The sequence below is a fragment of the Streptomyces sp. NPDC018026 genome, from assembly GCF_044327745.1.
GTDB lineage: Bacteria > Actinomycetota > Actinomycetes > Streptomycetales > Streptomycetaceae > Streptomyces > Streptomyces rubrogriseus.
Map to the genome: position 1 here is coordinate 191,907 of NZ_JBIRFY010000004.1, position 19,210 is coordinate 211,116.

Sequence of the window (19,210 nt, forward strand, 5' to 3'; positions counted from 1 at the left end):
CGTCACTCGTGCGCCTCGACGAACTCAACGCCCAAGAACGCCGGTTGTGGGACGCCTTCCCGAAGGGCCGCCCCGTCGACCTCCGGGACGACCCCTCATCCTCGGACCCGGTGGTCCGGTCCGAGGTCGTGGCGGCCCTGCTGCTGGGCGCCAACGCCGACCACGACCCCGGCGACCGCCCCGCCCTCCGGCTCACCGGCGCGCACCTCACGGGCCGCCTGGACCTCGGCTTCACGGAGGTCGCCGTACCGGTTCGCCTCACCGACTGCCGTTTCGACGAGGCGCCGTTGCTCCAGGGAGCCCGGACCCGTGAGCTGGCCCTGACGGGGTGCGTCCTGCCCGGGTTCCTGGCCGACACCGCGCAGGTCGAAGGGAGGCTGGTCCTCTCCCACTGCACCCTGACGGGCCCCCTGGTGCTCACCCGCACCCAGCTCAACGGCGACCTCGACCTGCGCGACACGGCGGTCCGCTTCCCCGCCGGGGAGGCCATATCCGCCGTCCACGCCCAGGTGGGCGGCGACACGCTGTGCACGAACCTGGACGTCGAGGGGACGTTCCGGCTCTCCGGCGCCTCCATAGAGGGCGAGTTCGACCTGGAGGGCGCCTCGCTCCGGGCCCCGGGCGGCCACGCCCTGGACGCCTACCACGTCCGTGTCGCCGAAGACTTCACCTGCCACCCCGGCTTCAGCGCCGAGGGCCGGATCATCCTCTCCGGCGCCACCGTCGCGGCGGCCGTCGGATTCTGCGGCGCCCGGCTGAGCAACCCGGGCGACATCGCCCTGGAGGCGGTGGACGTCACGGTCGACCGCAACTTCGACCTGGGCCTCGGGCTCACGGTCGACGGCGCGGTGAAACTCGACGGCACGAGCGTCGGCACGGAACTGAGCTTCCGCGACGCCGAACTGACCCACAAGGACGGCACCGCCCTGTCCCTCCGGGCGGTCCGGGCCCGGGAGACCGACCTCCGCACCCGCCGGCCGATCGACGCGGTGGTGGACGCCCGCAACGCCCGGCTGGGCACGCTGTACGACGCGCAGGAGACCTGGCCCACCGACCTGCGCCTGGCCGACGCGACGTACGAGGCCCTCGCGTTCCCGCTCCCCGCCGCGCAGCGAGTCCGCTGGATCCGGCGCACCGCGGGCGACTACCTCCCCCAGCCGTACGAGCAACTGGCGGCGGCCTACCGGCGCCTCGGCCACGAGGACGAGGCCCGCACGGTGCTGCTGGCCAAACAGCGCCACCGCCGGGCCACCCTCCCCCCGCACACCCGACTGTGGGGCCACGTCCAGGACGTCTCCGTCGGCTACGGCTACCGCCCCCTCCGGGCCGGCCTGTGGCTGCTGGCCCTGCTGGCCTGCGGAGCCCTCTACTTCGCCCGGCACACCCCCGCCCCCCTCGAAGCGGCCAAGGCCCCGCCCTTCAACGCCGTCTTCTACACCCTCGACCTCCTCGTCCCGATCATCACCTTCGGCCAGGAGCCCGCCTTCGCACCCCGAGGCCCCGGCCAGTGGCTGTCCTACGCCCTGATCACAGCGGGCTGGATCCTGGCCACGACGGTCACCGCGGGGGTGTCCCGCACCCTGAGCCGACAGTGACCGCCGCCTCCTCGCCAAGCTGGTGGGCGGGGGACGGCGCGGAGCGTGAGCCCATGAGGCGGATCCGCCGGTGCGGGGCCGACGCCTTCGGCGCCCGCCCCGCACCGGCGTGGTGCGGTCAGCCCTTGCCGAGCAGTGCGTTCATCTGCTCGATCTCCGCGCTCTGCGAGTCGATGATCTCTCCGGCCATCTTCTTGGCCGGTCCGTGGGCGCCGTCGGCCTGCTCGGTCTTCGCCATGTCGACCGCGCCTTCGTGGTGCTTGATCATCATTTCCGTGAACGCGGTGTCGAAGGCCGTGCCCGAGGCGTTCTCGAGTTCGGTCATCTCCTCGGCCGTCATCATGCCGCCCATATCGTCCATGTCGTGGGTGGAGTGGTCCATGGCGCCCTCGGCGGGCACGTCCTCGCCCCACGAGGTCAGCCAGCCGGAGAGCGTCCTGATCTCCGGGTCCTGGGCCTTCTTGATGTCGGCGGCGAGCTTCTTCACCTCGGCCGACCGCGCACGGTCGGGCGCGAGGTCGGCCATCTCGACGGCCTGGCGGTGGTGGGGGATCATCCCCTTCGCGAAGGCGACGTCGGCGGCGTTGTGCTGCCCCTGGGATGCCGATGCCGATGCCGATGACGACGCCGGGGCGGACGGGGATGCGGTGGCCGCGTGGCCGCCGTGCCCGGCCGAGCCGCCGTCGTCGCCGCTGCCGCCACAGGCGGCCAGGACCAGTGCTGCCGCGCCTGCGGCGGCTACGGCGGCAGTACGGCGCATGAGGGAACGCTTGCGGATCATGGTGGTGCAACTCCTTGACGCGCGCCGTCGCGCGGCACGCGGTGGGAACGGATGGAGAGCGTGCGGAAGCACGGCACCCGTCACCGGCAACGGCCGGGCGCACGGGAGCCGGGCGGGCCGCTCTATATCCGCAGGAGTTGCAGCTCGGAGAGGTCGGGCGGAGCCCGGCCGTCGTGCGGCGCCCCCGGGAACGCCGCGGCGGGCGCGGGGGGCGCGGGCGCGTTCAGCAGGGCGCCGGTCAGCGCGGGCGGCGTGTACGCCGAACCGGTACCGGCCGCCGCACACGTCCCGTCGGCATGATCGAGGTGGCTCGATCCGCCGTCCGTGTGCGTGCATCCCCCGTCCGCGTGCGGCACGCCCTCCGCCGCGGTCATCACCATCTCGTGCCCGGCACCCGCCTGGCCCGGCGGCATCGCACCGGGGGCGAGGCCGTGCATACCCAGCACACCGGCCAGTACCGCCAGCACCAGCAGCACGAACAGCCGCCCGGCCGGACGGCTGCTTGATCGGGTGCTCCTGGTCACGCGCCCATCGTACGGGCCTGTCGTGGTGCGCCCCCGTAAGAGACCATCCGCTCACGCCCACACCACCAGGAGGAACCGGTGTCCCACCAAGGACCGCCCACCCCCGAGGAGGCGCTCGCCGACGCGAAGAAGCGGCTGGGTCTCCCGCACATCGTCGTGATCTGCGGCTCCACCCGTTTCATGACCGAGATGACCGAGGCCGACGTGCGGGAGACCGAGGCCGGAAGGATCGTCGTCAAGCCGGGCCGTGACATGAAGTCGCCGCACCCACTCCGGTCCGATCCAGTCGAGGCCGAGGCGCTGAAGGCACGGCTGGACGAGCTGCACCGGGCGAAGATCCGGCTCGCCGACGAGGTGCTCGTGGTCGGCGACCACATCGGAGACAGCACCCGGGCCGAAATCGCCTACGCCCGGTCCCTGGACAAGCCCGTGCGCTTCACCCACCCCGAAGCCGACCCTGCCGCCTGACCACCCGCCGCCCCGTCCCACGACTCGCCCGTCTCGCGGCGCCCACGGGAGTGGACGCGCCGGTGGCCGAGCCGGACGACCAGTACGGCGAGCGCACCGGCCGGCCAGGTGGAGACGCTCAGCGGCCCGGCGAGCAGCGGGTCGACGAGGTCGGCCGAGACGTCGCTCGTCAGCGGCAGCGCGAACTCGTTGAGCGACAGATGCGCCGCGACGGCCGCCCACACCGACCCGGTGGACAGCCGGACGGCGGAGATCACCGTCCCGAGCAGCATGGCCGTCACCACGGCCACCGGTATGCCCAGCAGCACCGGATGGCCCGGGTAGCTCCCGCCGAGCGCGGTCATCGGGACGTGCCACGCCCCCCAGACGGCGCCGCTGATCAGCAGCCCGCGGATTCTGCCGTGCCGGAGCAGCCGGGGCAGCAGGTAGCCCTGCCAGCCGAGTTCCTCGCCGAAGTACAGCGGGACGGACACCAGCGCGCTCAGCACGAGCGGCGTGATCGTGGCGGGTCCGGGCAGCCGCCCGGGGGTGTACCAGCCGGCCAGTGTGGCGAGGGCCAGGCCGCAGGCGGTGAGGCCCAGTGGGATCAGGAGGGCGACCGCGACGGAGCGGGCTTCGTGCCGCCACGGTGTGGCCCTGGTGAGCCCGAGGATCCGCACCGCCTCGCGCGGTCCCCGGCGGCGCGCGGTGAGACCGAAGGCGGTCAGCGCCGGCACCAGCATCATGAGGATCATGCACAACGCCGCCAGCGGCGTCGCCTCCTGCTCGGCGCTCGTCCGACGCAGGCCGTCGAGCCAGAGCGGGATCATGGTGACCCACGCACCGACGAAGCTGATCGCCAGGAAGGGCACGAGGCCGGGGCTCGGGCGGCCCGCGGGATTCGTTGGGTTCATGGCCCCGACGCTAGGAACGGCCGGTCGGCCGGGGCGATCGTGCACGCTCGCCGCCCCATGGTGTAGCCCGCTCCACTGCGCGGGGGAGCGACGCGGGGAAGACTGGTCGTCGTGAATATCTGGTCCACCCCGCGAGTGAGCACGGCACGCTCGGCCCGTGCCGCCGGCTACTGCGCGACCGCGTTCGTCCACGGACTGGCCCTGATCGTGCTGGTGCCCGTACTGATCTACTCGGCCGTGCTGTGCCTGGTCGGCATCGGTCTGCTCGTCCTGCCGTTCGAACTGCGGCTGCTGCGCCGTCTGGCCGACGGCGAGCGTGCCCGGCTGGGACGCTGGACGGCGGCCGCCACGGCACCGGCCGGGCCGCACGCGGGCAGGCGCCTGATGGCGGTGCTGTCGGACCCGGCGACCGGCCGCGACCTGCGCTGGGCGCCCGGCATGATGGTCGCGGGCACCGTACTCGGGCTGACCGGCGTGGCGCTGTTCCTCTTCCCGGCGGCGGTGCTCGTTCTCGTGGGCCTGTGGTGGCTGTTCCCCGCGGACGATCCGCTCCGACTGATGCTGAACGTGCCGATCGACGGCTGGGGCCCGGCGGTGTACGTCGGAGCGCCGCAGTTCCTCCTGAGCGTGCTGCTCGCCCTGTTCGGGCCGCCGCTGCTCGCCAGGTCGGCGGCTTCGGTGAGCCGGTGGCTGCTCGCCCCCTCGGCCACCGCGGTGCTGGCCGAGCGCGTGGCGACGCTGGACCGGACGCGCACCGGGGCGATCGACGCACACGGCAGCGAGCTGCGCCGCATCGAGCGGGACCTGCACGACGGCACCCAGGCACGGCTGGTCTCCCTCGCCATGCAACTCGGCCTGGCCGAAAGGACGCTCGGTACCGACCCCGCCGCCGTGGGACCGCTGCTGACCCGGGCCCGGGAGGGTGCCGAGGAGGCGATGGCCGAGCTGCGCGACGTACTGCGCTCCGTCTACCCGCCGATCCTCGCCGACCGCGGCCTCGCCGGCGCGGTCTCGGCGGTCGTCGCCCGGTGCCCCGTCCGCGCCACCGCGGAACTCGGCGAACTGGGCGACGTACCGCCCCAGGCGGAGGTCGCCCTGTACTTCGCCGTCAACGAGGCGCTCACCAACGCGGTCAAGTACAGCCGGGCCGAGTCCGTGTCGGTCGTCCTGTCCAGGTCCGGCGGCACGGTCCGTGCGGAGATCACCGACGACGGCCGCGGCGGGGCGGCGGAGGGCGGCGGCACCGGGCTGCGCGGGATACGGCAGCGCGTCGAGGCGGTCGACGGTGTGCTCGAGGTACGGAGCCCGCCCGGTGGGCCCACGGTGATCACGGCGGAGTGCCCGTGCGCATCCTGATAGCCGAGGACAACGCCCTGCTCGCGCAGGGACTCTCCGCCATGCTGGAGGCCCTGGGCCACGAGGTGCTCGCCACCACCGAGGACGCCGAGTCCTTCGTGCCGGCCGCCGTCGCCCACCGCCCGGACGTGTCCGTGGTGGACGTCCGCCTCCCCCCGACCTTCACCGACGAGGGCATCAGGGCCGCGCTGCGCGCCAGACAACGCGTGCCCGGCCTGCCGGTCCTCGTGCTCTCCCAGTACGTCGAGGACACCTACGCCCGGGAACTGCTCGCGGACGGCACCGGCGTCGGCTACCTGCTCAAGGACCGGGTCGCCCGCGTCGACGACTTCGTCGAGGCGCTGCACCGGGTGGCGGCCGGCGGCACGGTGCTGGACCCCGAGGTGATCCGGCAACTGCTCACGACGCGCGGCAACCCCCTGGCCCGGCTCACCGGGCGCGAACGCGAAGTACTCGCGCTGATGGCCCAGGGCCACGGCAACTCCGACATCGCCGAGCGCCTCGTGGTCACCGAGCGGGCCGTGCACAAGCACGTCGGGAACATCTTCCTGAAGCTCGACCTCCCGCCCGAGGAGAGCGGCCACCGACGGGTCCTCGCGGTCCTCACCTACCTCGGCGCTCCCCAGCGCGGATCCTGAGCCGCCGGAGCCGAGCCGTGGGGGTCCGTGACACTCGGCGGTCACGTCACCAGCGAGATCTCACCCTCCCCGCCCGACATCTTGACCTCCACCGTTTTCGGGATGTCCTTGACCCAGTAGGTGCAGTTGAACGTCCTGCCGTCCTCAGCAACGAGGTGGACGGGGCAGCTCACCCGGTCGGTCTCGTCGCCTATCCAGGCCTTCACCGTCTGCTCCACCGCGACGGGGTCCAACACCACGGGGTCCGGGGGGACATCGTTGGGGTCGGTGTTCATCACCTTGATCGTCACGATCACCGCACAGACGGCAACCACCACCGAGGAAGCCGCCATGATGCGACGCGCAGAGCTCCGTTGATCAGTCACCGGACAGTCCTACCGGCCCGCAGCCGAACCGGCAAGAGCCCTCGGGCCCATGCTCGTTCCGCGGTTGACCGACAGCCCGAACGTTCACCGGGCAATCTCGGCGATCAGATCCTCGACCAGGGTTTTGATCTCGTCCCGGATGGGGCGGACGGCCTCGACGCCCTGGCCGGCCGGGTCCTCCAGCTTCCAGTCGAGGTACCGCTTGCCGGGGAAGACCGGGCAGGTGTCGCCGCAGCCCATGGTGATGCACACGTCCGACTCGCGGACCGCCCCGACGGTGAGGATCTTCGGCGTTTCCGTGGAGATGTCGATGCCGACCTCGGCCATGGCCTCGACGGCGGCCGGGTTGACCTGATCGCCGGGGGTGGAGCCGGCGGAGCGGACCTCGACGCGGTCGCCGGCCAGGTGAGTCAGCCATGCGGCGGCCATCTGGGAGCGGCCGGCGTTGTGGACGCAGACGAACAGGACGGACGGCTTGTCGGCCATGGTGATCCTTCTCTCTCGTCGCACGGCGGAACTCGGCGACAAGGATTCAATCCCTGCTGATATCAGCGAGCGGTGATGTGGCAGTATCAGTGCATGCTGACTTCAGTCGATCCTGATGTGATCCGGGTGCTGGGCGATCCGCTCCGCCTGAAGATCGTGACTCTCCTGGCGCGCGAGACGCTCTGCACGACGCACCTGGTCGAGGAGACCGGAGCCAAGCAGACCAACCTCTCCAACCACATGAAGGTGCTGCGCGAGGCCGGGATCGTGGAGACCGAGCCCTGCGGCCGCTACACGTACTACAGGCTCAAGCCCGAGGTCCTGGCCGGCCTGTCCGAGCAGTTCGCCGAACTCGCCGCCTCGGCCCGCACCGCCGCCGAGAACAAGCGGGCCTGCCCGTGACCTCCACCGAGCCCACCACGTCCGTGCAGAGCGGGGGTGGCGACGACTCGATCGTCAAGAAGCTCTCCACCCTCGACCGCTACCTTGCGGTCTGGATCCTCATCGCCATGGCCGTCGGCCTCGGGCTCGGACGAGCCGTCCCCGGGCTGAACGACGCGCTGGCGAAGGTGGAGGTCGGCGGTGTCTCCCTGCCGATCGCGCTCGGCCTGCTGATCATGATGTACCCGGTGCTTGCCAAGGTCCGCTACGACCGGCTGGACGCCGTGACCGGCGACCGGAAGCTGATGATCTCCTCCCTGGTCGTCAACTGGATCCTCGGGCCCGCGGTGATGTTCGCCCTGGCATGGATCTTCCTGCCGGACCTGCCCGAGTACCGCACCGGCCTGATCGTCGTGGGTCTGGCCCGCTGCATCGCCATGGTGATCATCTGGAACGACCTCGCCTGCGGCGACCGCGAGGCCGCGGCCGTGCTCGTCGCGCTGAACTCGGTCTTCCAGGTCCTGGCGTTCGGCCTGCTCGGCTGGTTCTACCTCGACCTGCTGCCCGGCTGGCTCGGCCTCGGCGACGGCGAGCACCTGGACATCTCGATGTGGAAGATCGCCCTGAACGTGGTCGTCTTCCTCGGCGTCCCGCTGGTGGCCGGCTTCCTGACCCGCCGGATCGGTGAGCGGGGGATGGGCCGCGAGGGCTATGAACAGCGCTTCCTGCCGAAGATCGGGCCGTGGGCGTTGTACGGACTGCTGTTCACGATCGTCGTCCTCTTCGCCCTGCAAGGCAGGACCATCACCTCCCAGCCCCTGGACGTCGCCCGGATCGCGCTGCCGCTGCTGGTGTACTTCGCGGTCATGTTCTTCGGCGCCTTCCTCCTCGGCAAGGGCCTGGGGCTCGCCTACGACCGCACCACCACGCTGGCGTTCACCGCGGCGGGAAACAACTTCGAGCTGGCCATCGCGGTCGCCATCGCGACCTTCGGTGTCGCCTCCGGCCAGGCGCTGTCCGGTGTCGTCGGACCGCTCATCGAGGTCCCGGTGCTGATCGGTCTCGTCCACGTCGCGCTCGCCTGGCGAAGGAAGTTCGCCGCAGACTCGGTAACCACGGCTCCGTGACGAGGCAGGTGGCGGCGGAGGCGGAGGGCGGTCAGCCGCGCAGGTCGAGCATGGCGGCCATGGCCGCGACCACGGCCGGCGCGACCCGGTAGTAGACCCAGGTGCCACGTCGCTCGGACGTCAGCAGACCCGCCTCGCGGAGTTTCTTCAGATGGTGGGAGACGGTCGGCTGGGAGACGCCGACGTCCGCGATGTCGCACACGCACGCCTCCCCGCCCGGATGCGAGGCGATCTTGGAGAACAGACGCAGACGCACCGGGTCCGACAGCGCCTTGAACATCCCGGCCATCTTCTCCGCGTCCGCCGGGGACAGCTCCCCGGCGGTGACGGGCGGGCAGCACGGCACGACGTCCCCGCCCCGCACGACGGGAAGTTCCAGAGCCTCTGGCTTCGACATGCGTCTATGTTGACACTCGTCGATACGGGTGGCAATCTCCGAATCGAAGCGGCGTATCGACGGACATCGAAGTAAGGCGTCGCGCGCCGACCCTTTTCGCGCACGAGGAGACCGAGCGCCATGAGCACCCAGCAGCTTCCTGTCGTAGTCGTCGGAGCCGGTCCGGTCGGGCTCGCGGCCGCGGCCCACCTGGTCGAGCGCGGCATCGAGCCCCTCGTCCTGGAGGCCGGCGGCCGTGCCGGCGCGGCCGTCCGTGAGTGGAGCCACGTGCGCCTCTTCTCCACCTGGGGCGAGGTAGTCGACCCGGCCGCCGAGAAGCTCCTCGCCCCCACCGGCTGGACCCGCCCGGACCCGGCGACGTATCCGTCCGGCGGAGAGTGGGCCGAGCGGTATCTGCGGCCGCTCGCGGACGCCCTCGGCGACCGGGTGCGCACCGGGGCCAGCGTCACCGGTGTCTCCCGCGCCGGCCGCGACCGGATCGTCGACGCCGGCCGGGAGCAGCAGCCGTTCGTCGTGCACGTGGCGCACGCCGACGGCCGTGCGGAGCGCATCCGCGCCCGCGCCGTGATCGACGCCTCCGGCACCTGGACCACCCCGGCCCCGGCCGGGGGCGGCGGCCTGCCCGCCCTCGGAGAGAAGGCGGCGGCCGGCCGGATCACCTACCGCGTGCCGGACCTGAAGGACCCGGCCGTACGCGCCCGTTACGCGGGCAGGCGTACGGCCGTCATCGGCTCGGGCGCCTCCGCCTTCACCGCGCTCGCGTACCTCGCCGAGCTGGCCGAGTCCGAGGACGGTACGGGGACGCACGCGGTGTGGATCCTGCGCCGCGGCATCTCCGGCTCCACCTTCGGCGGCGGCACCGCCGACCAGTTGCCCGCCCGCGGCGCCCTCGGTCTCGCCGCGAAGGCCGCCGTCGACAAGGGGCACGCGGACGCGGTCACGGGCTTTCGCACCGAGGCGTTCGAGCGCGACGCCGACGGCCGCCTCGTCCTGGTGGGCGAGGACGGACGTCGCCTCGACCCCGTGGACGAGGTGATCGTGCTGACCGGCTTCCGCCCCGACCTGTCCTTCCTGGACGAACTGCGCCTGGGCCTGGACGAGCGTCTTCAGGCCCCGGTGGCACTGGCGCCGCTGATCGACCCCAACCAGCACTCCTGCGGCACCGTCTACCCGCACGGCCACCGCGAGCTGTCCCACCCCGAACGGGGCGTCTACCTGGTCGGCATGAAGTCCTACGGCCGCGCCCCGACCTTCCTCGCGATGACCGGGTACGAGCAGGTCCGCTCCGTCGCCGCGGCGATCGCCGGGGACCTCGACGCCGCCGACCGCGTCGAACTCACCCTCCCGGAGACCGGAGTCTGCGGCGGTGCGGGCCTGTTCGACACCCCCGGCGCGCCGCAGACCGGCGCCGACGGCTGCTGTTCCGCGCCCGGTCCGCAACTCGTCCGGCTCGCGGCGCCCGCGACAGTGGACGCCCCGGCGAAGGACGCCCCGGCGAAGGACGTCCCGGCGGGCGGCTGTTGCGGATCGTGACGGACCCCCCCCTCCTCAGGGCGTGACGATGGGGAAGTCGGGGTCGGGCTCGTCCAGGACCGACAGCAGTGTCCGGAGCGCGGAGGGGTCACCGCAGTGCTCGATGCCGTCGAGACCGGCCCGGCCCGTCACCAACCCCGCCAGCTGCCGCTTGGTCAGGGTGAGCGTCAGGCCGGTGTCTTCGGCGGGGCGCTCGGTCGCGTAGTGGACGAGGACGCCGTTGCGCAGGATCACCTGGTGGCGTTCGCCGAGGTCGGTGAAGTGCCAGTGGGTGGAGACGGTGTGCTCCCACGCCTTTGGCCCGTTGACCCGGATGGCGAGCGAGTCGAAGATCTGGTCCACGCCGAGCGCCGACGCCATGCTGCCCGCGGCGATCGGGACCTGCTTGACGCCCTCGCGCAACTCCTGGGCCGCCGTGAGGTAGTTGTTGCGCCAGGTCCCGCACTCGGCACCGTGCCCGAGCCGTTCGAAGACCCGCGCCAGCGACTCCTTGGCCTCGGTACTGTCCGGCGCCGCGAAGGTGGCGTGCTTGAGCAGCTGCGCGGCGAAGCGCAGGTCGCCGTCGTCGGCGTAGGAGCGGGCCTTGGCCAGGACGGCGTCCAGGCCTCCCATGCAGTCGACGTACCGCTCGGCGCTCGCGGTCGGCGGGTGCTCCCACAGGGAGGACGGGTGGCCGTCGTACCAGCCCATGTAACGCTGGTAGATCGCCTTGACGTTGTGGCTGACCGAGCCGTAGTAGCCCCGCGCGTGCCAGGCCGTCGCGAGCGCGGGCGGCAGCTCGATCAGCTCGGCGATCTCGGTGCCGGTGTGGCCCTGGTTGGTCAGCCGCAGGGTCTGGTCGTGCAGGTAGGCGTAGAGGTCGCGCTGCTCGGACAGGAACCGCTCGATCCGGTCGGTGCCCCAGGTCGGCCAGTGGTGGGAGGCGAACAGCACGTCGGAGTCGTCGCCGAAGAGCCGGCTCGCCTCGGTGAGGTAGCGCGACCAGACCCGGGCGTCGCGGACGACCGCGCCGCGCAGGGTCAGGATGTTGTGCAGGTTGTGGGTCGCGTTCTCGGCCATGCACAGCGCACGCCGCTCGGGCAGGTGGAAGTTCATCTCCGAGGGCGCCTCGGTGTCCGGCGTCAGCTGGAACCGGAACAGCACCCCGTCCAGCCGCTCCTCCTGCCCGGTCCGGGTGATCTCCAGCGTCGGCGGCAGCAGGCTCGGCAGCCCGTGCGAGGCGGTGAAGCCCAGCCCCACCCCGATCAGACCGTCCGGGCCCGCGGGCAGATTGCCGCCGGTGTGGTAGACGCCGCGCCGCAGCATGGCCGTCCCCGCGTAGACGTTCTCCGCGACCGCGTGCTCCATCAGCCCCTCGGGCGCGACGATCGGCACGTCCGAGCCCTCGTCGACGACACCGAGGGTGCCGCCGAAGTGGTCGATGTGCGAGTGGGTGAACAGGACCGCCGTGACCGGCCGCTCCCCGCGGTGCGCCCGGTACAGCGCCAGCGCCTCGCGCGCGCACTCCGCCGACACCAGCGGGTCGACCACGACGACGCCCCGCTCGCCCTCGATCAGCGACATGTTGGACAGGTCGAAGCCGCGCACCTGGTAGACCCCGTCGGTCACCTCGTACAGACCCGCGCGGGCGCACAGCTGGGACTGCCGCCACAGGCTCGGGTTCGCGGTCCCGGGACAGTCACCGCCGAGGAAGTCGGTGGCCCGGAAATCCCAGACCACTCGCCCGTCCGCACCGGTCACCGTCGGCGCCGCCGGCGGTGCGACCAGACCGCGGTCGGCGTCGTCGAAGTCGGTGCGATCCGCGAAGTCGGGCAGGTCGGTCGCGGCCGGCCGGTCGGAAACGCTCACATGGACCTCCTGGACGCGTGGGCGGCACGACGGGCGTTGCCGTCACCTTCGTCCGCACCATCCTGGGTACGGCGGTGGACCCCGGCCCCTGGACCGGGGCCGCTCGGGTGACCGGACGAGCCCGCCCCTCCGCGCGCTGGACGACCTGCGCAATGCCGTGGTGGCCGTCGAGACCGGATCATCGCGGTGTCGTTCCCCGCGCTCGCCGCGTACGTCACCGTCGACGCGGTCCGGGCGCCGGCCGGGAGCGGGGATGCCGAGCGCTCCGTGCCCGGGGCCTGCTCCGTGCGGTGGTGCCCTGGGTGGGTCTCGGTGAGGCGGGTCAGGAGTAGCGGAGGGTCTGGCCGCTGCCGAGTCGTCTCAGGCCCATGGACTCCAGTGACTTGTCCTGTTCCCGACGTTGATCAAAGGCGCGCAGCTCGTCGACCGCCGAGGGCGGCAGTGAGTCCGACACCTCGGCGATCAAGGCCCGGAGTGACGTGCCGAGCAGGGATGCGGCGTCGTTGAGGGCCACGAGCGGGTACAGGTTCTCGCGGGCGTCGTCGAGGCGTGCTTGCGCCATGCCGACGGCGACGAGGCCGTGGCGCAGCGTGTCCACGGACCCGGCACGGACCGCGGCCGAGGCCATGCGCTGCCCGTACACGCTGAGCACGGACGCGCTCCGCCGGTCCAGGTCGTCGATCGCCCGTTGCCGGACCGGTGCGGGGCTCTTGAGGTACGAGGTGATCACCGCATCGGCGGCGGCGTCCCGTTCGTGGGGGAGGCGAAGGCCCAGATAACCGTTGAAGCGGCGGTCCTTGAGGCAGGCCACGGGTACGGGCGGGACCCCGGGGCCCCGCCCGTCGGAGGAAGAGCGCCGGCTCAGGGCCACACCAGGCAGTACGGCTGATGCCCCGCCTCGTGCAGCCGGTGCGAGAAGTCCTGCCACTCGTGCAGCAGCTGGTACACGTTGAACGCGTCCCGCGGGCCGCCGCGGTCCGGGACCGTGGACCATATGAAGGCCGCCGCGCCGACCGCCTCCTCGCCGATGCCGCGCAGCGGGTCGACCACGGTCATCGGGAGTTTGACGACCGCGTAGTCGGGGTGCAGGACGACCAGTTCCAGCGGGGGCACCTTGTGCAGGGGGACGCCCTCGATGCCGGTGAGGACCATGGCGGCCATGGTCTCCGGCTTGATCTTGGTGAACATGCCGTTCATCCCGAGCTCGTCGCCGCCCAGTTCCTCGGGGCGCATCGAGATCGGGACGCGGGCCGCGGTCGCGCCGTCGGGCGCGCCGAAGTACTTGTAGGTCACCCCCACCCGACCACCATTCCCGCTCCCCGCCCCCAGCCGGTCGGCCCGTCGGTCGAGCCGGTCGGGCTCGCCCGGGGTGCCGTGTGCCTGACGTGCTTCGGACGCTTCCTCCGCCTCGCGTCGGTGCCTTCCCCGCCGGGCACGTCGAGGACCCAGGTCATCGGTCCCCTCGCCCAGTCCGCCACCGCGATGCATATCTCCACCCGACTGCTTTTCTAGGACGCGTGGCCCCCGCCGCGCAACCCGATCATCGTGTCAGTGACCTCCCCCACGGCCGCTCGCCGAAACGTGCGGTGCGACATATGCCCGCCGGACGGTCGGCAGCCCCGTCCGCGTCGCCCCGGTGAGCTGCGTGGATGAGTTCCAGTCTGGCAGACGGCACGGCATTGGGGGCGGTTGTCTACCCTTGACGAAGTCACCCTGGGCAACCAGAGGCCGCGCAGGGTCCGATACGTCGGAGAAGGTCGAGAAGGTCGGAGAAGTCGCAGGTCATGAGTGAACTGGCATATCCATACGAAGCACCGGCCTCGCAGGCTCTGTTCGACCGCGCCGCGGCCGTCACGCCCGGCGGTGTGAACTCCCCGGTGCGCGCCTTCCGCGCCGTCGGCGGCACGCCCCGGTTCATGGTGTCCGGCACCGGGCCGTATCTGACCGACGCCGACGGGCGTGAGTACGTCGACCTCGTCTGCTCCTGGGGACCGATGATCCTCGGGCACGCGCACCCCGAGGTGATCGCCGCCGTGCAGGAGGCGGTCGCGCGCGGTACGTCCTTCGGCACGCCCGCCGAGGGCGAGGTCGCGCTGGCCGAGGCGATGGTCGAGCGGGTCGCGCCGCTGGAGGAGGTCCGGCTCGTGTCCAGCGGGACCGAGGCCACCATGTCGGCGATCCGGCTCGCCCGCGGGTTCACCCGGCGCACCAAGGTGATCAAGTTCGCCGGGTGCTACCACGGTCACGTCGACTCGCTGCTGGCCGCCGCGGGCTCCGGCGTCGCCACCTTCGCGCTGCCCGACACGCCCGGCGTCACCGGTGCCCAGGCGAGCGACACGATCGTGCTGCCGTACAACGACCTGGAGGCCGTGCACGCCGCCTTCGCCGCCCACCCCGGCGGGATCGCCTGCGTGATCACGGAGGCGTCGCCCGGCAACATGGGCGTCGTGCCGCCGCTGCCCGGGTTCAACCAGGGGCTCAAGGACGCGTGTGCCGCGAACGGCGCGCTGTTCGTGTCCGACGAGGTCATGACCGGGTTCCGGACCAGCCGCGCCGGGTGGTACGGCGTGGAGGGGGTCGTGCCCGACCTGATGACCTTCGGGAAGGTGATGGGAGGCGGGTTCCCCGCCGCCGCGTTCGGGGGGCGGGCGGACGTCATGGCGCACCTCGCGCCGGCCGGGCCCGTCTACCAGGCCGGCACCCTCTCCGGGAACCCGGTCGCCACCGCCGCCGGGCTCGCCCAGCTGCGGCTCCTCGACGACGCGGCGTACGACACCGTCGACGCCGTGTCCGCGCAGATCCAGTCGCTGGTGACCGAGGCGCTCACCAAGGAGGGCGTCGCGCACACCCTCCAGAACGCCTCCAACATGTTCTCCGTGTTCTTCACCGAGGGGCCGGTCGTCAACTACGAGGACGCGAAGGCGCAGGAGTCCTTCCGCTTCACCGCCTTCTTCCACTCCCTCCTCGCCAGTGGGGTCTACCTGCCGCCGTCCTCCTTCGAGTCCTGGTTCGTCTCCACCGCCCACGACGAGCGGGCCGTCCAGCGCATCGCCGACGCCCTCCCGGCGGCGGCCCGAGCGGCCGCGGAGGCGACGGCATGAGCAACGGGAACCACGGGAACAACGAAGAACTGACCGTCGTCCACGTCATGCGGCACGGCGAGGTCGAGAACCCCACCGGCGTCCTGTACGGGCGGCTTCCCGGCTACCACCTCTCCGAGCTGGGCCGGCGGATGGCCGAGCGGGTCGCCGAGCACCTCGCGCCCCGCGACGTGACGTACGTCGTGGCCTCCCCGCTGGAGCGGGCGCAGGAGACGGCGACCCCGATCGCCAAGACGCACGGGCTCGACCTCGACACCGACGGCCGCCTCATCGAGGCGGAGAACGTCTTCCAGGGCAAGACCTTCGGCATCGGCGACGGCGCGCTGCGCCGGCCCGAGAACTGGAAGCACGTGGTCAACCCGTTCAAGCCGTCCTGGGGCGAGCCGTACGTCGACCAGGTGGTGCGGATGAAGGGCGCGATCGACGCCGCCCGGGACCGGGCGCGCGGGCACGAGGCCGTGGTCGTCAGCCACCAGCTGCCGATCTGGATCCTGCGGTCGTACGTCGAGCGGCGGCGGCTGTGGCACGACCCGCGCAAGCGGCAGTGCACGCTGGCGTCCCTGACCACGTTCACCTACCGGGGCGATCGGATCGTGTCCGTCGGCTACACCGAGCCCGCCCGCGACCTCGTCCCGGCCCACCTCCTCGCCGGGGCCAAGCCCGTGAAGGGGCAGGGGAAGGCGTACGGGGCCTGACGGTCGCCCCGGCCCCGGCCCCGGCCACGACCGGGGCACCTGCCCCGGCCCCTTTCTGTGGGTCCGCTGTCCGCTGTTACCCAACCCGCACAAATTTCCGGAACCCGCTCGTTCGTCGCGTCCTCTCACCTAGTGACCACCAAGGACGCGACGAACGAGGTTGCGATGCGCACTTCCAACCGCACTCTCACCCGCAGGGGAATGCTCGGACTCGGCGCGGGGGCCGCGGCCGCGGTCGGGCTCGCGGGCTGCGGCACCGGTTCCCACCCCTCGTCGGACGGCTCGCACCAGGCCGGTGACGCCGGGAAACCGTCGCCCTCCGGCAGCGGCAAGGCCCCGGCGAAGCCCATCGGCGACGGCTCCACGTCGTACACCGGCAAGCAGCCGCACCAGCCGGACGCCCCCGTGCCGCTGGAACCGGGCCAGACGCCGCCGCAGTTCGTCGTCTTCTCCTGGGACGGCGCGGGCGAGGTCGGCAACGGGCTCTTCCCCCGCTTCCTGGACCTGGCCAAGGAGCACGGCGCGCACATGACGTTCTTCCTCTCGGGCCTGTACCTGCTGCCCGAGTCGAAGAAGCGCCTCTACGACCCGCCGAACAACCCGCGCGGCGCCTCCGACATCGGCTACCTCACCGACGAGCACATCAAGGCGACGCTCACCAACGTCCGCCGCGCGTGGCTCGACGGGCACGAGATCGGCACCCACTTCAACGGCCACTTCTGCGGGGGCGGCGGCAGCGTCGGCAACTGGACGTCCGCGCAGTGGCGCAGCGAGATCGACCAGGCGAAATCCTTCGTCAAGGAGTGGCGGACCAACAGCGGCTGGACCGATCTGCCGTCCCTGCCCTTCGACTACGACAAGGAACTCGTCGGCGGCCGCACGCCCTGTCTGCTCGGCCAGGACAAGCTGCTGCCCACCGCCCGCGAGCTGGGCTGGCGCTACGACGCCTCCTCGCCCGGCGGCCGCCAGGTGTGGCCGGTGAAGAAGGACGGGATCTGGGACCTGCCGCTGCAGCAGATACCGTTCCCCGGCCACTCCTTCGAGGTCCTCTCGATGGACTACAACATCCTCGCCAACCAGTCGGTGAACTCCACCAAGGCCCCCGCGCACAACTACCCGGGCTGGCGCGAGCAGGCGACCAACTCGTACATATCCGGCTTCAAGCGGGCGTACGAGTCGAACCGGGCACCCTTCTTCATCGGCAACCACTTCGAGGAGTGGAACGGCGGCATCTACATGGACGCCGTGGAGAACGCCCTCAAGCACATCGCGCGGGAGAAGGAGAAGGGCGAGGACATCCGGCTGGTCTCCTTCCGGCAGTTCACCGACTGGCTGGACGTGCAGAAGCCCGAGGTGCTCGCCAGGCTGCGGACCGTCGAGGTCGGGCAGCAGCCGGCCGGTGGCTGGAACGCCTTCCTCAAGGACACCTCCGCCCCGGGCTCGACACCCAGCGGGAACGCCGCCTGAGATGCGGGTTTCCGGCCGTGAGGGGGGTGCGCAAGATCCTCGGAACGGACATGCGAAACTTTTCACATGAGTGCCGCCAGCCGCGCCCCCCTGCGCTCGAACCGCTCGACCCGCACCACCGAGCGCACCGTCGAGCGCTCCACCGAGCGCTCCACCGAGCGCACCGCCGACGCCCGCGCCCGCGTCCGTAGCCGGGCCGCCCGGGCCGCCGTCGGCGCGGCCGCCGCGGCGCTCCTCGTGTCCGCGTGCAGCTCCGGCGGCACCTCGGGCGGCGGCGGCCAGACCGGCTTCATCACCGGCTCCGACGGCATCGCCACCGCGAAGAAGGGCGAGCGCGCCGACGCCCCCGAGCTGTCCGGCGAGACCGTCGATGGGGGACAGGTCGACGTCGCCGACTACAAGGGCAAGGTCGTCGTCCTCAACGTCTGGGGCTCGTGGTGCCCGCCCTGCCGCGCCGAGGCCAAGAACTTCGAGAAGGTCTACCAGGACGTCAAGGACCAGGGCGTCCAGTTCGTCGGCATCAACACCCGCGACACCTCCACCGGCCCGGCCCGCGCCTTCGAGAAGGACTACGGGGTCACCTACCCGAGCCTGTACGACCCGGCGGGCAGACTGATGCTCCGCTTCGAGAAGGGCACCCTCAACCCGCAGGCCGTCCCCTCCACGCTCATCATCGACCGGGAGGGCAAGGTCGCCGCGCGCACCCTCCAGGCGCTCAGCGAGGAGAAGCTGCGCAAGATGCTCGCCCCGTACCTCGCCGACGACGGCAAGCCGGAGAAGTGACGTGTCCGCAGCGATCACCCTCGCGGCCGAGGGCTACAACGGCACGGTGCTGAACGGCGCCCTGCTCGTGGCCCTCCCCATCGCCCTGCTCGGCGGCCTGGTCTCCTTCTTCTCGCCCTGCGTCCTGCCGCTCGTCCCCGGCTACCTCTCCTACGTGACCGGCGTCACCGGCACGGACCTCGGCGAGGCCCGGCGCGGCCGGATGGTCGCCGGAGCCTCCCTCTTCGTCCTCGGCTTCACCGCCGTCTTCGTCTCCAGCGGGGCGCTCTTCGGCTACTTCGGCTCCACGCTCCAGGAGGAACGCGGCACCCTGACCAAGGTGCTCGGCGTGCTCATGATCCTCATGGGCGTCTTCTTCGTCGGCCTCATGCCCTGGTTCACCCAGCGCGAGTTCCGCTTCCACAAGCGCCCCGTGACCGGCCTGGTCGGCGCGCCGCTGCTGGGCGCGCTGTTCGGCATCGGCTGGACGCCCTGCATCGGTCCGACCCTCGCGTCCGTCCTCGCGCTCTCCGCAGACCAGGGCACCGCCGGCCGCGGCGCCATACTGACCGTCGCGTACTGCGTCGGCCTCGGCGTGCCCTTCGTGCTCGCCGCGGTCGCCTTCCGCAAGGCGCTCGGCGCCTTCGGCTGGATCAAGCGCCACTATGTCTGGGTGATGCGGATCGGCGGCGCCATGATGATCGCGACCGGCGTGCTGCTGCTGACCGGCGCGTGGGACAGCATCGTGCAGGACATGCAGACCTGGTCCAACGGCTTCACTGTAGGGATCTGA

The 19,210-nt window shown here is 71.8% G+C and carries 21 protein-coding genes and 1 pseudogene; 13 read left to right on the top strand and 9 right to left on the bottom strand.

The genetic code is table 11. The features are described 5' to 3' along the window. The first annotated feature begins 8 nt into the window (after positions 1–8). Positions 9–1,595 (top strand): oxidoreductase, encoded by a 1,587-nt coding sequence (locus tag ACH4D3_RS14855; RefSeq protein WP_398321616.1) that lies wholly within the window; start codon positions 9–11, stop codon positions 1,593–1,595. 118 nt (positions 1,596–1,713) lie between these two features. On the opposite strand, the gene ACH4D3_RS14860 is transcribed toward ACH4D3_RS14855, so the two are convergent. Further along, positions 1,714–2,376: a DUF305 domain-containing protein gene (locus ACH4D3_RS14860; protein ID WP_398321619.1), complete on the bottom strand. Its 663-nt coding sequence runs from the start codon at positions 2,374–2,376 to the stop codon at positions 1,714–1,716. Between the two features lie 122 nt (positions 2,377–2,498). Further along, positions 2,499–2,900: a DUF6153 family protein gene (locus ACH4D3_RS14865; protein WP_398321622.1), complete on the bottom strand. Its 402-nt coding sequence runs from the start codon at positions 2,898–2,900 to the stop codon at positions 2,499–2,501. A 78-nt stretch (positions 2,901–2,978) separates the two neighbouring features. Between ACH4D3_RS14865 and ACH4D3_RS14870 the strand changes: the two genes are divergently transcribed. Next, positions 2,979–3,368 carry a hypothetical protein gene (locus ACH4D3_RS14870; protein ID WP_398321625.1) on the top strand — a complete coding sequence of 130 codons (390 nt, stop codon included), beginning with the start codon at positions 2,979–2,981 and terminating at the stop codon, positions 3,366–3,368. On the opposite strand, the gene ACH4D3_RS14875 is transcribed toward ACH4D3_RS14870, so the two are convergent. Then, complete coding sequence (locus ACH4D3_RS14875; protein WP_398321628.1) at positions 3,305–4,261, bottom strand: CPBP family intramembrane glutamic endopeptidase; 957 nt, start codon at positions 4,259–4,261, stop codon at positions 3,305–3,307. The two genes, ACH4D3_RS14870 and ACH4D3_RS14875, sit on opposite strands and share 64 nt — an antisense overlap. A gap of 135 nt (positions 4,262–4,396) precedes the next feature. Between ACH4D3_RS14875 and ACH4D3_RS14880 the strand changes: the two genes are divergently transcribed. Together ACH4D3_RS14880 and ACH4D3_RS14885 are read left to right on the top strand one after the other, a co-directional pair. Next, on the top strand, positions 4,397–5,617 hold the full coding sequence (locus ACH4D3_RS14880) for a histidine kinase (protein ID WP_398321631.1): 1,221 nt from the start codon (positions 4,397–4,399) through the stop codon (positions 5,615–5,617). Further along, entirely contained in the window at positions 5,605–6,255 is a 651-nt protein-coding gene (locus ACH4D3_RS14885) for a response regulator (RefSeq protein WP_398321634.1), read from the top strand. Before ACH4D3_RS14880 ends, ACH4D3_RS14885 begins: the two co-directional genes overlap by 13 nt. A gap of 41 nt (positions 6,256–6,296) precedes the next feature. On the opposite strand, the gene ACH4D3_RS14890 is transcribed toward ACH4D3_RS14885, so the two are convergent. Together ACH4D3_RS14890 and ACH4D3_RS14895 are read right to left on the bottom strand one after the other, a co-directional pair. Next, positions 6,297–6,587 (bottom strand): DUF4333 domain-containing protein, encoded by a 291-nt coding sequence (locus ACH4D3_RS14890; RefSeq protein WP_398321637.1) that lies wholly within the window; start codon positions 6,585–6,587, stop codon positions 6,297–6,299. A 117-nt stretch (positions 6,588–6,704) separates the two neighbouring features. Continuing rightward, positions 6,705–7,106 (bottom strand): arsenate reductase ArsC, encoded by a 402-nt coding sequence (locus ACH4D3_RS14895; RefSeq protein WP_398321640.1) that lies wholly within the window; start codon positions 7,104–7,106, stop codon positions 6,705–6,707. 93 nt (positions 7,107–7,199) lie between these two features. Between ACH4D3_RS14895 and ACH4D3_RS14900 the strand changes: the two genes are divergently transcribed. Continuing rightward, positions 7,200–7,508, top strand: coding sequence for an ArsR/SmtB family transcription factor (locus ACH4D3_RS14900; protein ID WP_398321643.1), 309 nt, complete (start codon positions 7,200–7,202; stop codon positions 7,506–7,508). Beyond that, a complete protein-coding gene (gene arsB, locus ACH4D3_RS14905) occupies positions 7,505–8,614 on the top strand; it encodes an ACR3 family arsenite efflux transporter (protein WP_398321646.1) in 1,110 nt (369 codons plus the stop codon). Before ACH4D3_RS14900 ends, arsB begins: the two co-directional genes overlap by 4 nt. Positions 8,615–8,645: 31 nt before the next feature. Here arsB and ACH4D3_RS14910 read toward each other — a convergent pair whose 3' ends face one another. Further along, positions 8,646–9,011, bottom strand: a complete 366-nt coding sequence (locus tag ACH4D3_RS14910; protein ID WP_398321649.1) for an ArsR/SmtB family transcription factor — start codon at positions 9,009–9,011, stop codon at positions 8,646–8,648. 120 nt (positions 9,012–9,131) lie between these two features. Between ACH4D3_RS14910 and ACH4D3_RS14915 the strand changes: the two genes are divergently transcribed. Beyond that, positions 9,132–10,544: an NAD(P)-binding domain-containing protein gene (locus ACH4D3_RS14915; protein ID WP_398321652.1), complete on the top strand. Its 1,413-nt coding sequence runs from the start codon at positions 9,132–9,134 to the stop codon at positions 10,542–10,544. 15 nt (positions 10,545–10,559) lie between these two features. On the opposite strand, the gene ACH4D3_RS14920 is transcribed toward ACH4D3_RS14915, so the two are convergent. Then, entirely contained in the window at positions 10,560–12,392 is a 1,833-nt protein-coding gene (locus tag ACH4D3_RS14920) for an alkyl/aryl-sulfatase (protein ID WP_398321655.1), read from the bottom strand. A gap of 174 nt (positions 12,393–12,566) precedes the next feature. On the opposite strand from ACH4D3_RS14920, the pseudogene ACH4D3_RS14925 reads away from it, so the two are divergent. Then, a pseudogene (locus ACH4D3_RS14925) lies at positions 12,567–12,668 on the top strand (cation transporter); the annotation flags it as partial. A 46-nt stretch (positions 12,669–12,714) separates the two neighbouring features. Here ACH4D3_RS14925 and ACH4D3_RS14930 read toward each other — a convergent pair. Both ACH4D3_RS14930 and ACH4D3_RS14935 read right to left on the bottom strand, forming a co-directional pair. After that, positions 12,715–13,203 carry a hypothetical protein gene (locus ACH4D3_RS14930; protein WP_398321658.1) on the bottom strand — a complete coding sequence of 163 codons (489 nt, stop codon included), beginning with the start codon at positions 13,201–13,203 and terminating at the stop codon, positions 12,715–12,717. A gap of 50 nt (positions 13,204–13,253) precedes the next feature. Further along, positions 13,254–13,691: a hypothetical protein gene (locus tag ACH4D3_RS14935; protein ID WP_003974483.1), complete on the bottom strand. Its 438-nt coding sequence runs from the start codon at positions 13,689–13,691 to the stop codon at positions 13,254–13,256. Positions 13,692–14,176: 485 nt separating this feature from the next. Here ACH4D3_RS14935 and hemL point away from each other — a divergent pair, with 485 nt between their 5' ends. The 5 genes from hemL to ACH4D3_RS14960 all read left to right on the top strand — a co-directional run bounded on the left by hemL (position 14,177) and on the right by ACH4D3_RS14960 (position 19,210). After that, a complete protein-coding gene (gene hemL, locus ACH4D3_RS14940) occupies positions 14,177–15,493 on the top strand; it encodes a glutamate-1-semialdehyde 2,1-aminomutase (protein WP_398321661.1) in 1,317 nt (438 codons plus the stop codon). Further along, positions 15,490–16,188 (top strand): histidine phosphatase family protein, encoded by a 699-nt coding sequence (locus tag ACH4D3_RS14945; protein ID WP_398321664.1) that lies wholly within the window; start codon positions 15,490–15,492, stop codon positions 16,186–16,188. The genes hemL and ACH4D3_RS14945 overlap by 4 nt, the downstream gene beginning before the upstream one ends. A gap of 165 nt (positions 16,189–16,353) precedes the next feature. After that, a complete protein-coding gene (locus ACH4D3_RS14950) occupies positions 16,354–17,655 on the top strand; it encodes a hypothetical protein (RefSeq protein WP_398321667.1) in 1,302 nt (433 codons plus the stop codon). 66 nt (positions 17,656–17,721) lie between these two features. Then, on the top strand, positions 17,722–18,438 hold the full coding sequence (locus ACH4D3_RS14955) for a TlpA family protein disulfide reductase (protein ID WP_398321670.1): 717 nt from the start codon (positions 17,722–17,724) through the stop codon (positions 18,436–18,438). A 1-nt stretch (position 18,439) separates the two neighbouring features. Continuing rightward, the gene (locus ACH4D3_RS14960; RefSeq protein WP_127893924.1) at positions 18,440–19,210 is read left to right on the top strand and encodes a cytochrome c biogenesis CcdA family protein; all 771 of its coding nucleotides are present in this window, start codon (positions 18,440–18,442) and stop codon (positions 19,208–19,210) included.

Coding starts and splice junctions, on each gene's coding strand:
- ACH4D3_RS14875 (WP_398321628.1), bottom strand. CDS start 4,261: ATGAACCCAACGAATCCCGCGGGCCGCCCGAGCCCCGGCCTCGTGCCC.
- ACH4D3_RS14900 (WP_398321643.1), top strand. CDS start 7,200: ATGCTGACTTCAGTCGATCCTGATGTGATCCGGGTGCTGGGCGATCCG.
- ACH4D3_RS14895 (WP_398321640.1), bottom strand. CDS start 7,106: ATGGCCGACAAGCCGTCCGTCCTGTTCGTCTGCGTCCACAACGCCGGC.
- ACH4D3_RS14910 (WP_398321649.1), bottom strand. CDS start 9,011: ATGTCGAAGCCAGAGGCTCTGGAACTTCCCGTCGTGCGGGGCGGGGAC.
- hemL (WP_398321661.1), top strand. CDS start 14,177: ATGAGTGAACTGGCATATCCATACGAAGCACCGGCCTCGCAGGCTCTG.
- ACH4D3_RS14915 (WP_398321652.1), top strand. CDS start 9,132: ATGAGCACCCAGCAGCTTCCTGTCGTAGTCGTCGGAGCCGGTCCGGTC.
- ACH4D3_RS14950 (WP_398321667.1), top strand. CDS start 16,354: ATGCGCACTTCCAACCGCACTCTCACCCGCAGGGGAATGCTCGGACTC.
- ACH4D3_RS14860 (WP_398321619.1), bottom strand. CDS start 2,376: ATGATCCGCAAGCGTTCCCTCATGCGCCGTACTGCCGCCGTAGCCGCC.
- ACH4D3_RS14955 (WP_398321670.1), top strand. CDS start 17,722: ATGAGTGCCGCCAGCCGCGCCCCCCTGCGCTCGAACCGCTCGACCCGC.
- ACH4D3_RS14945 (WP_398321664.1), top strand. CDS start 15,490: ATGAGCAACGGGAACCACGGGAACAACGAAGAACTGACCGTCGTCCAC.
- ACH4D3_RS14890 (WP_398321637.1), bottom strand. CDS start 6,587: ATGGCGGCTTCCTCGGTGGTGGTTGCCGTCTGTGCGGTGATCGTGACG.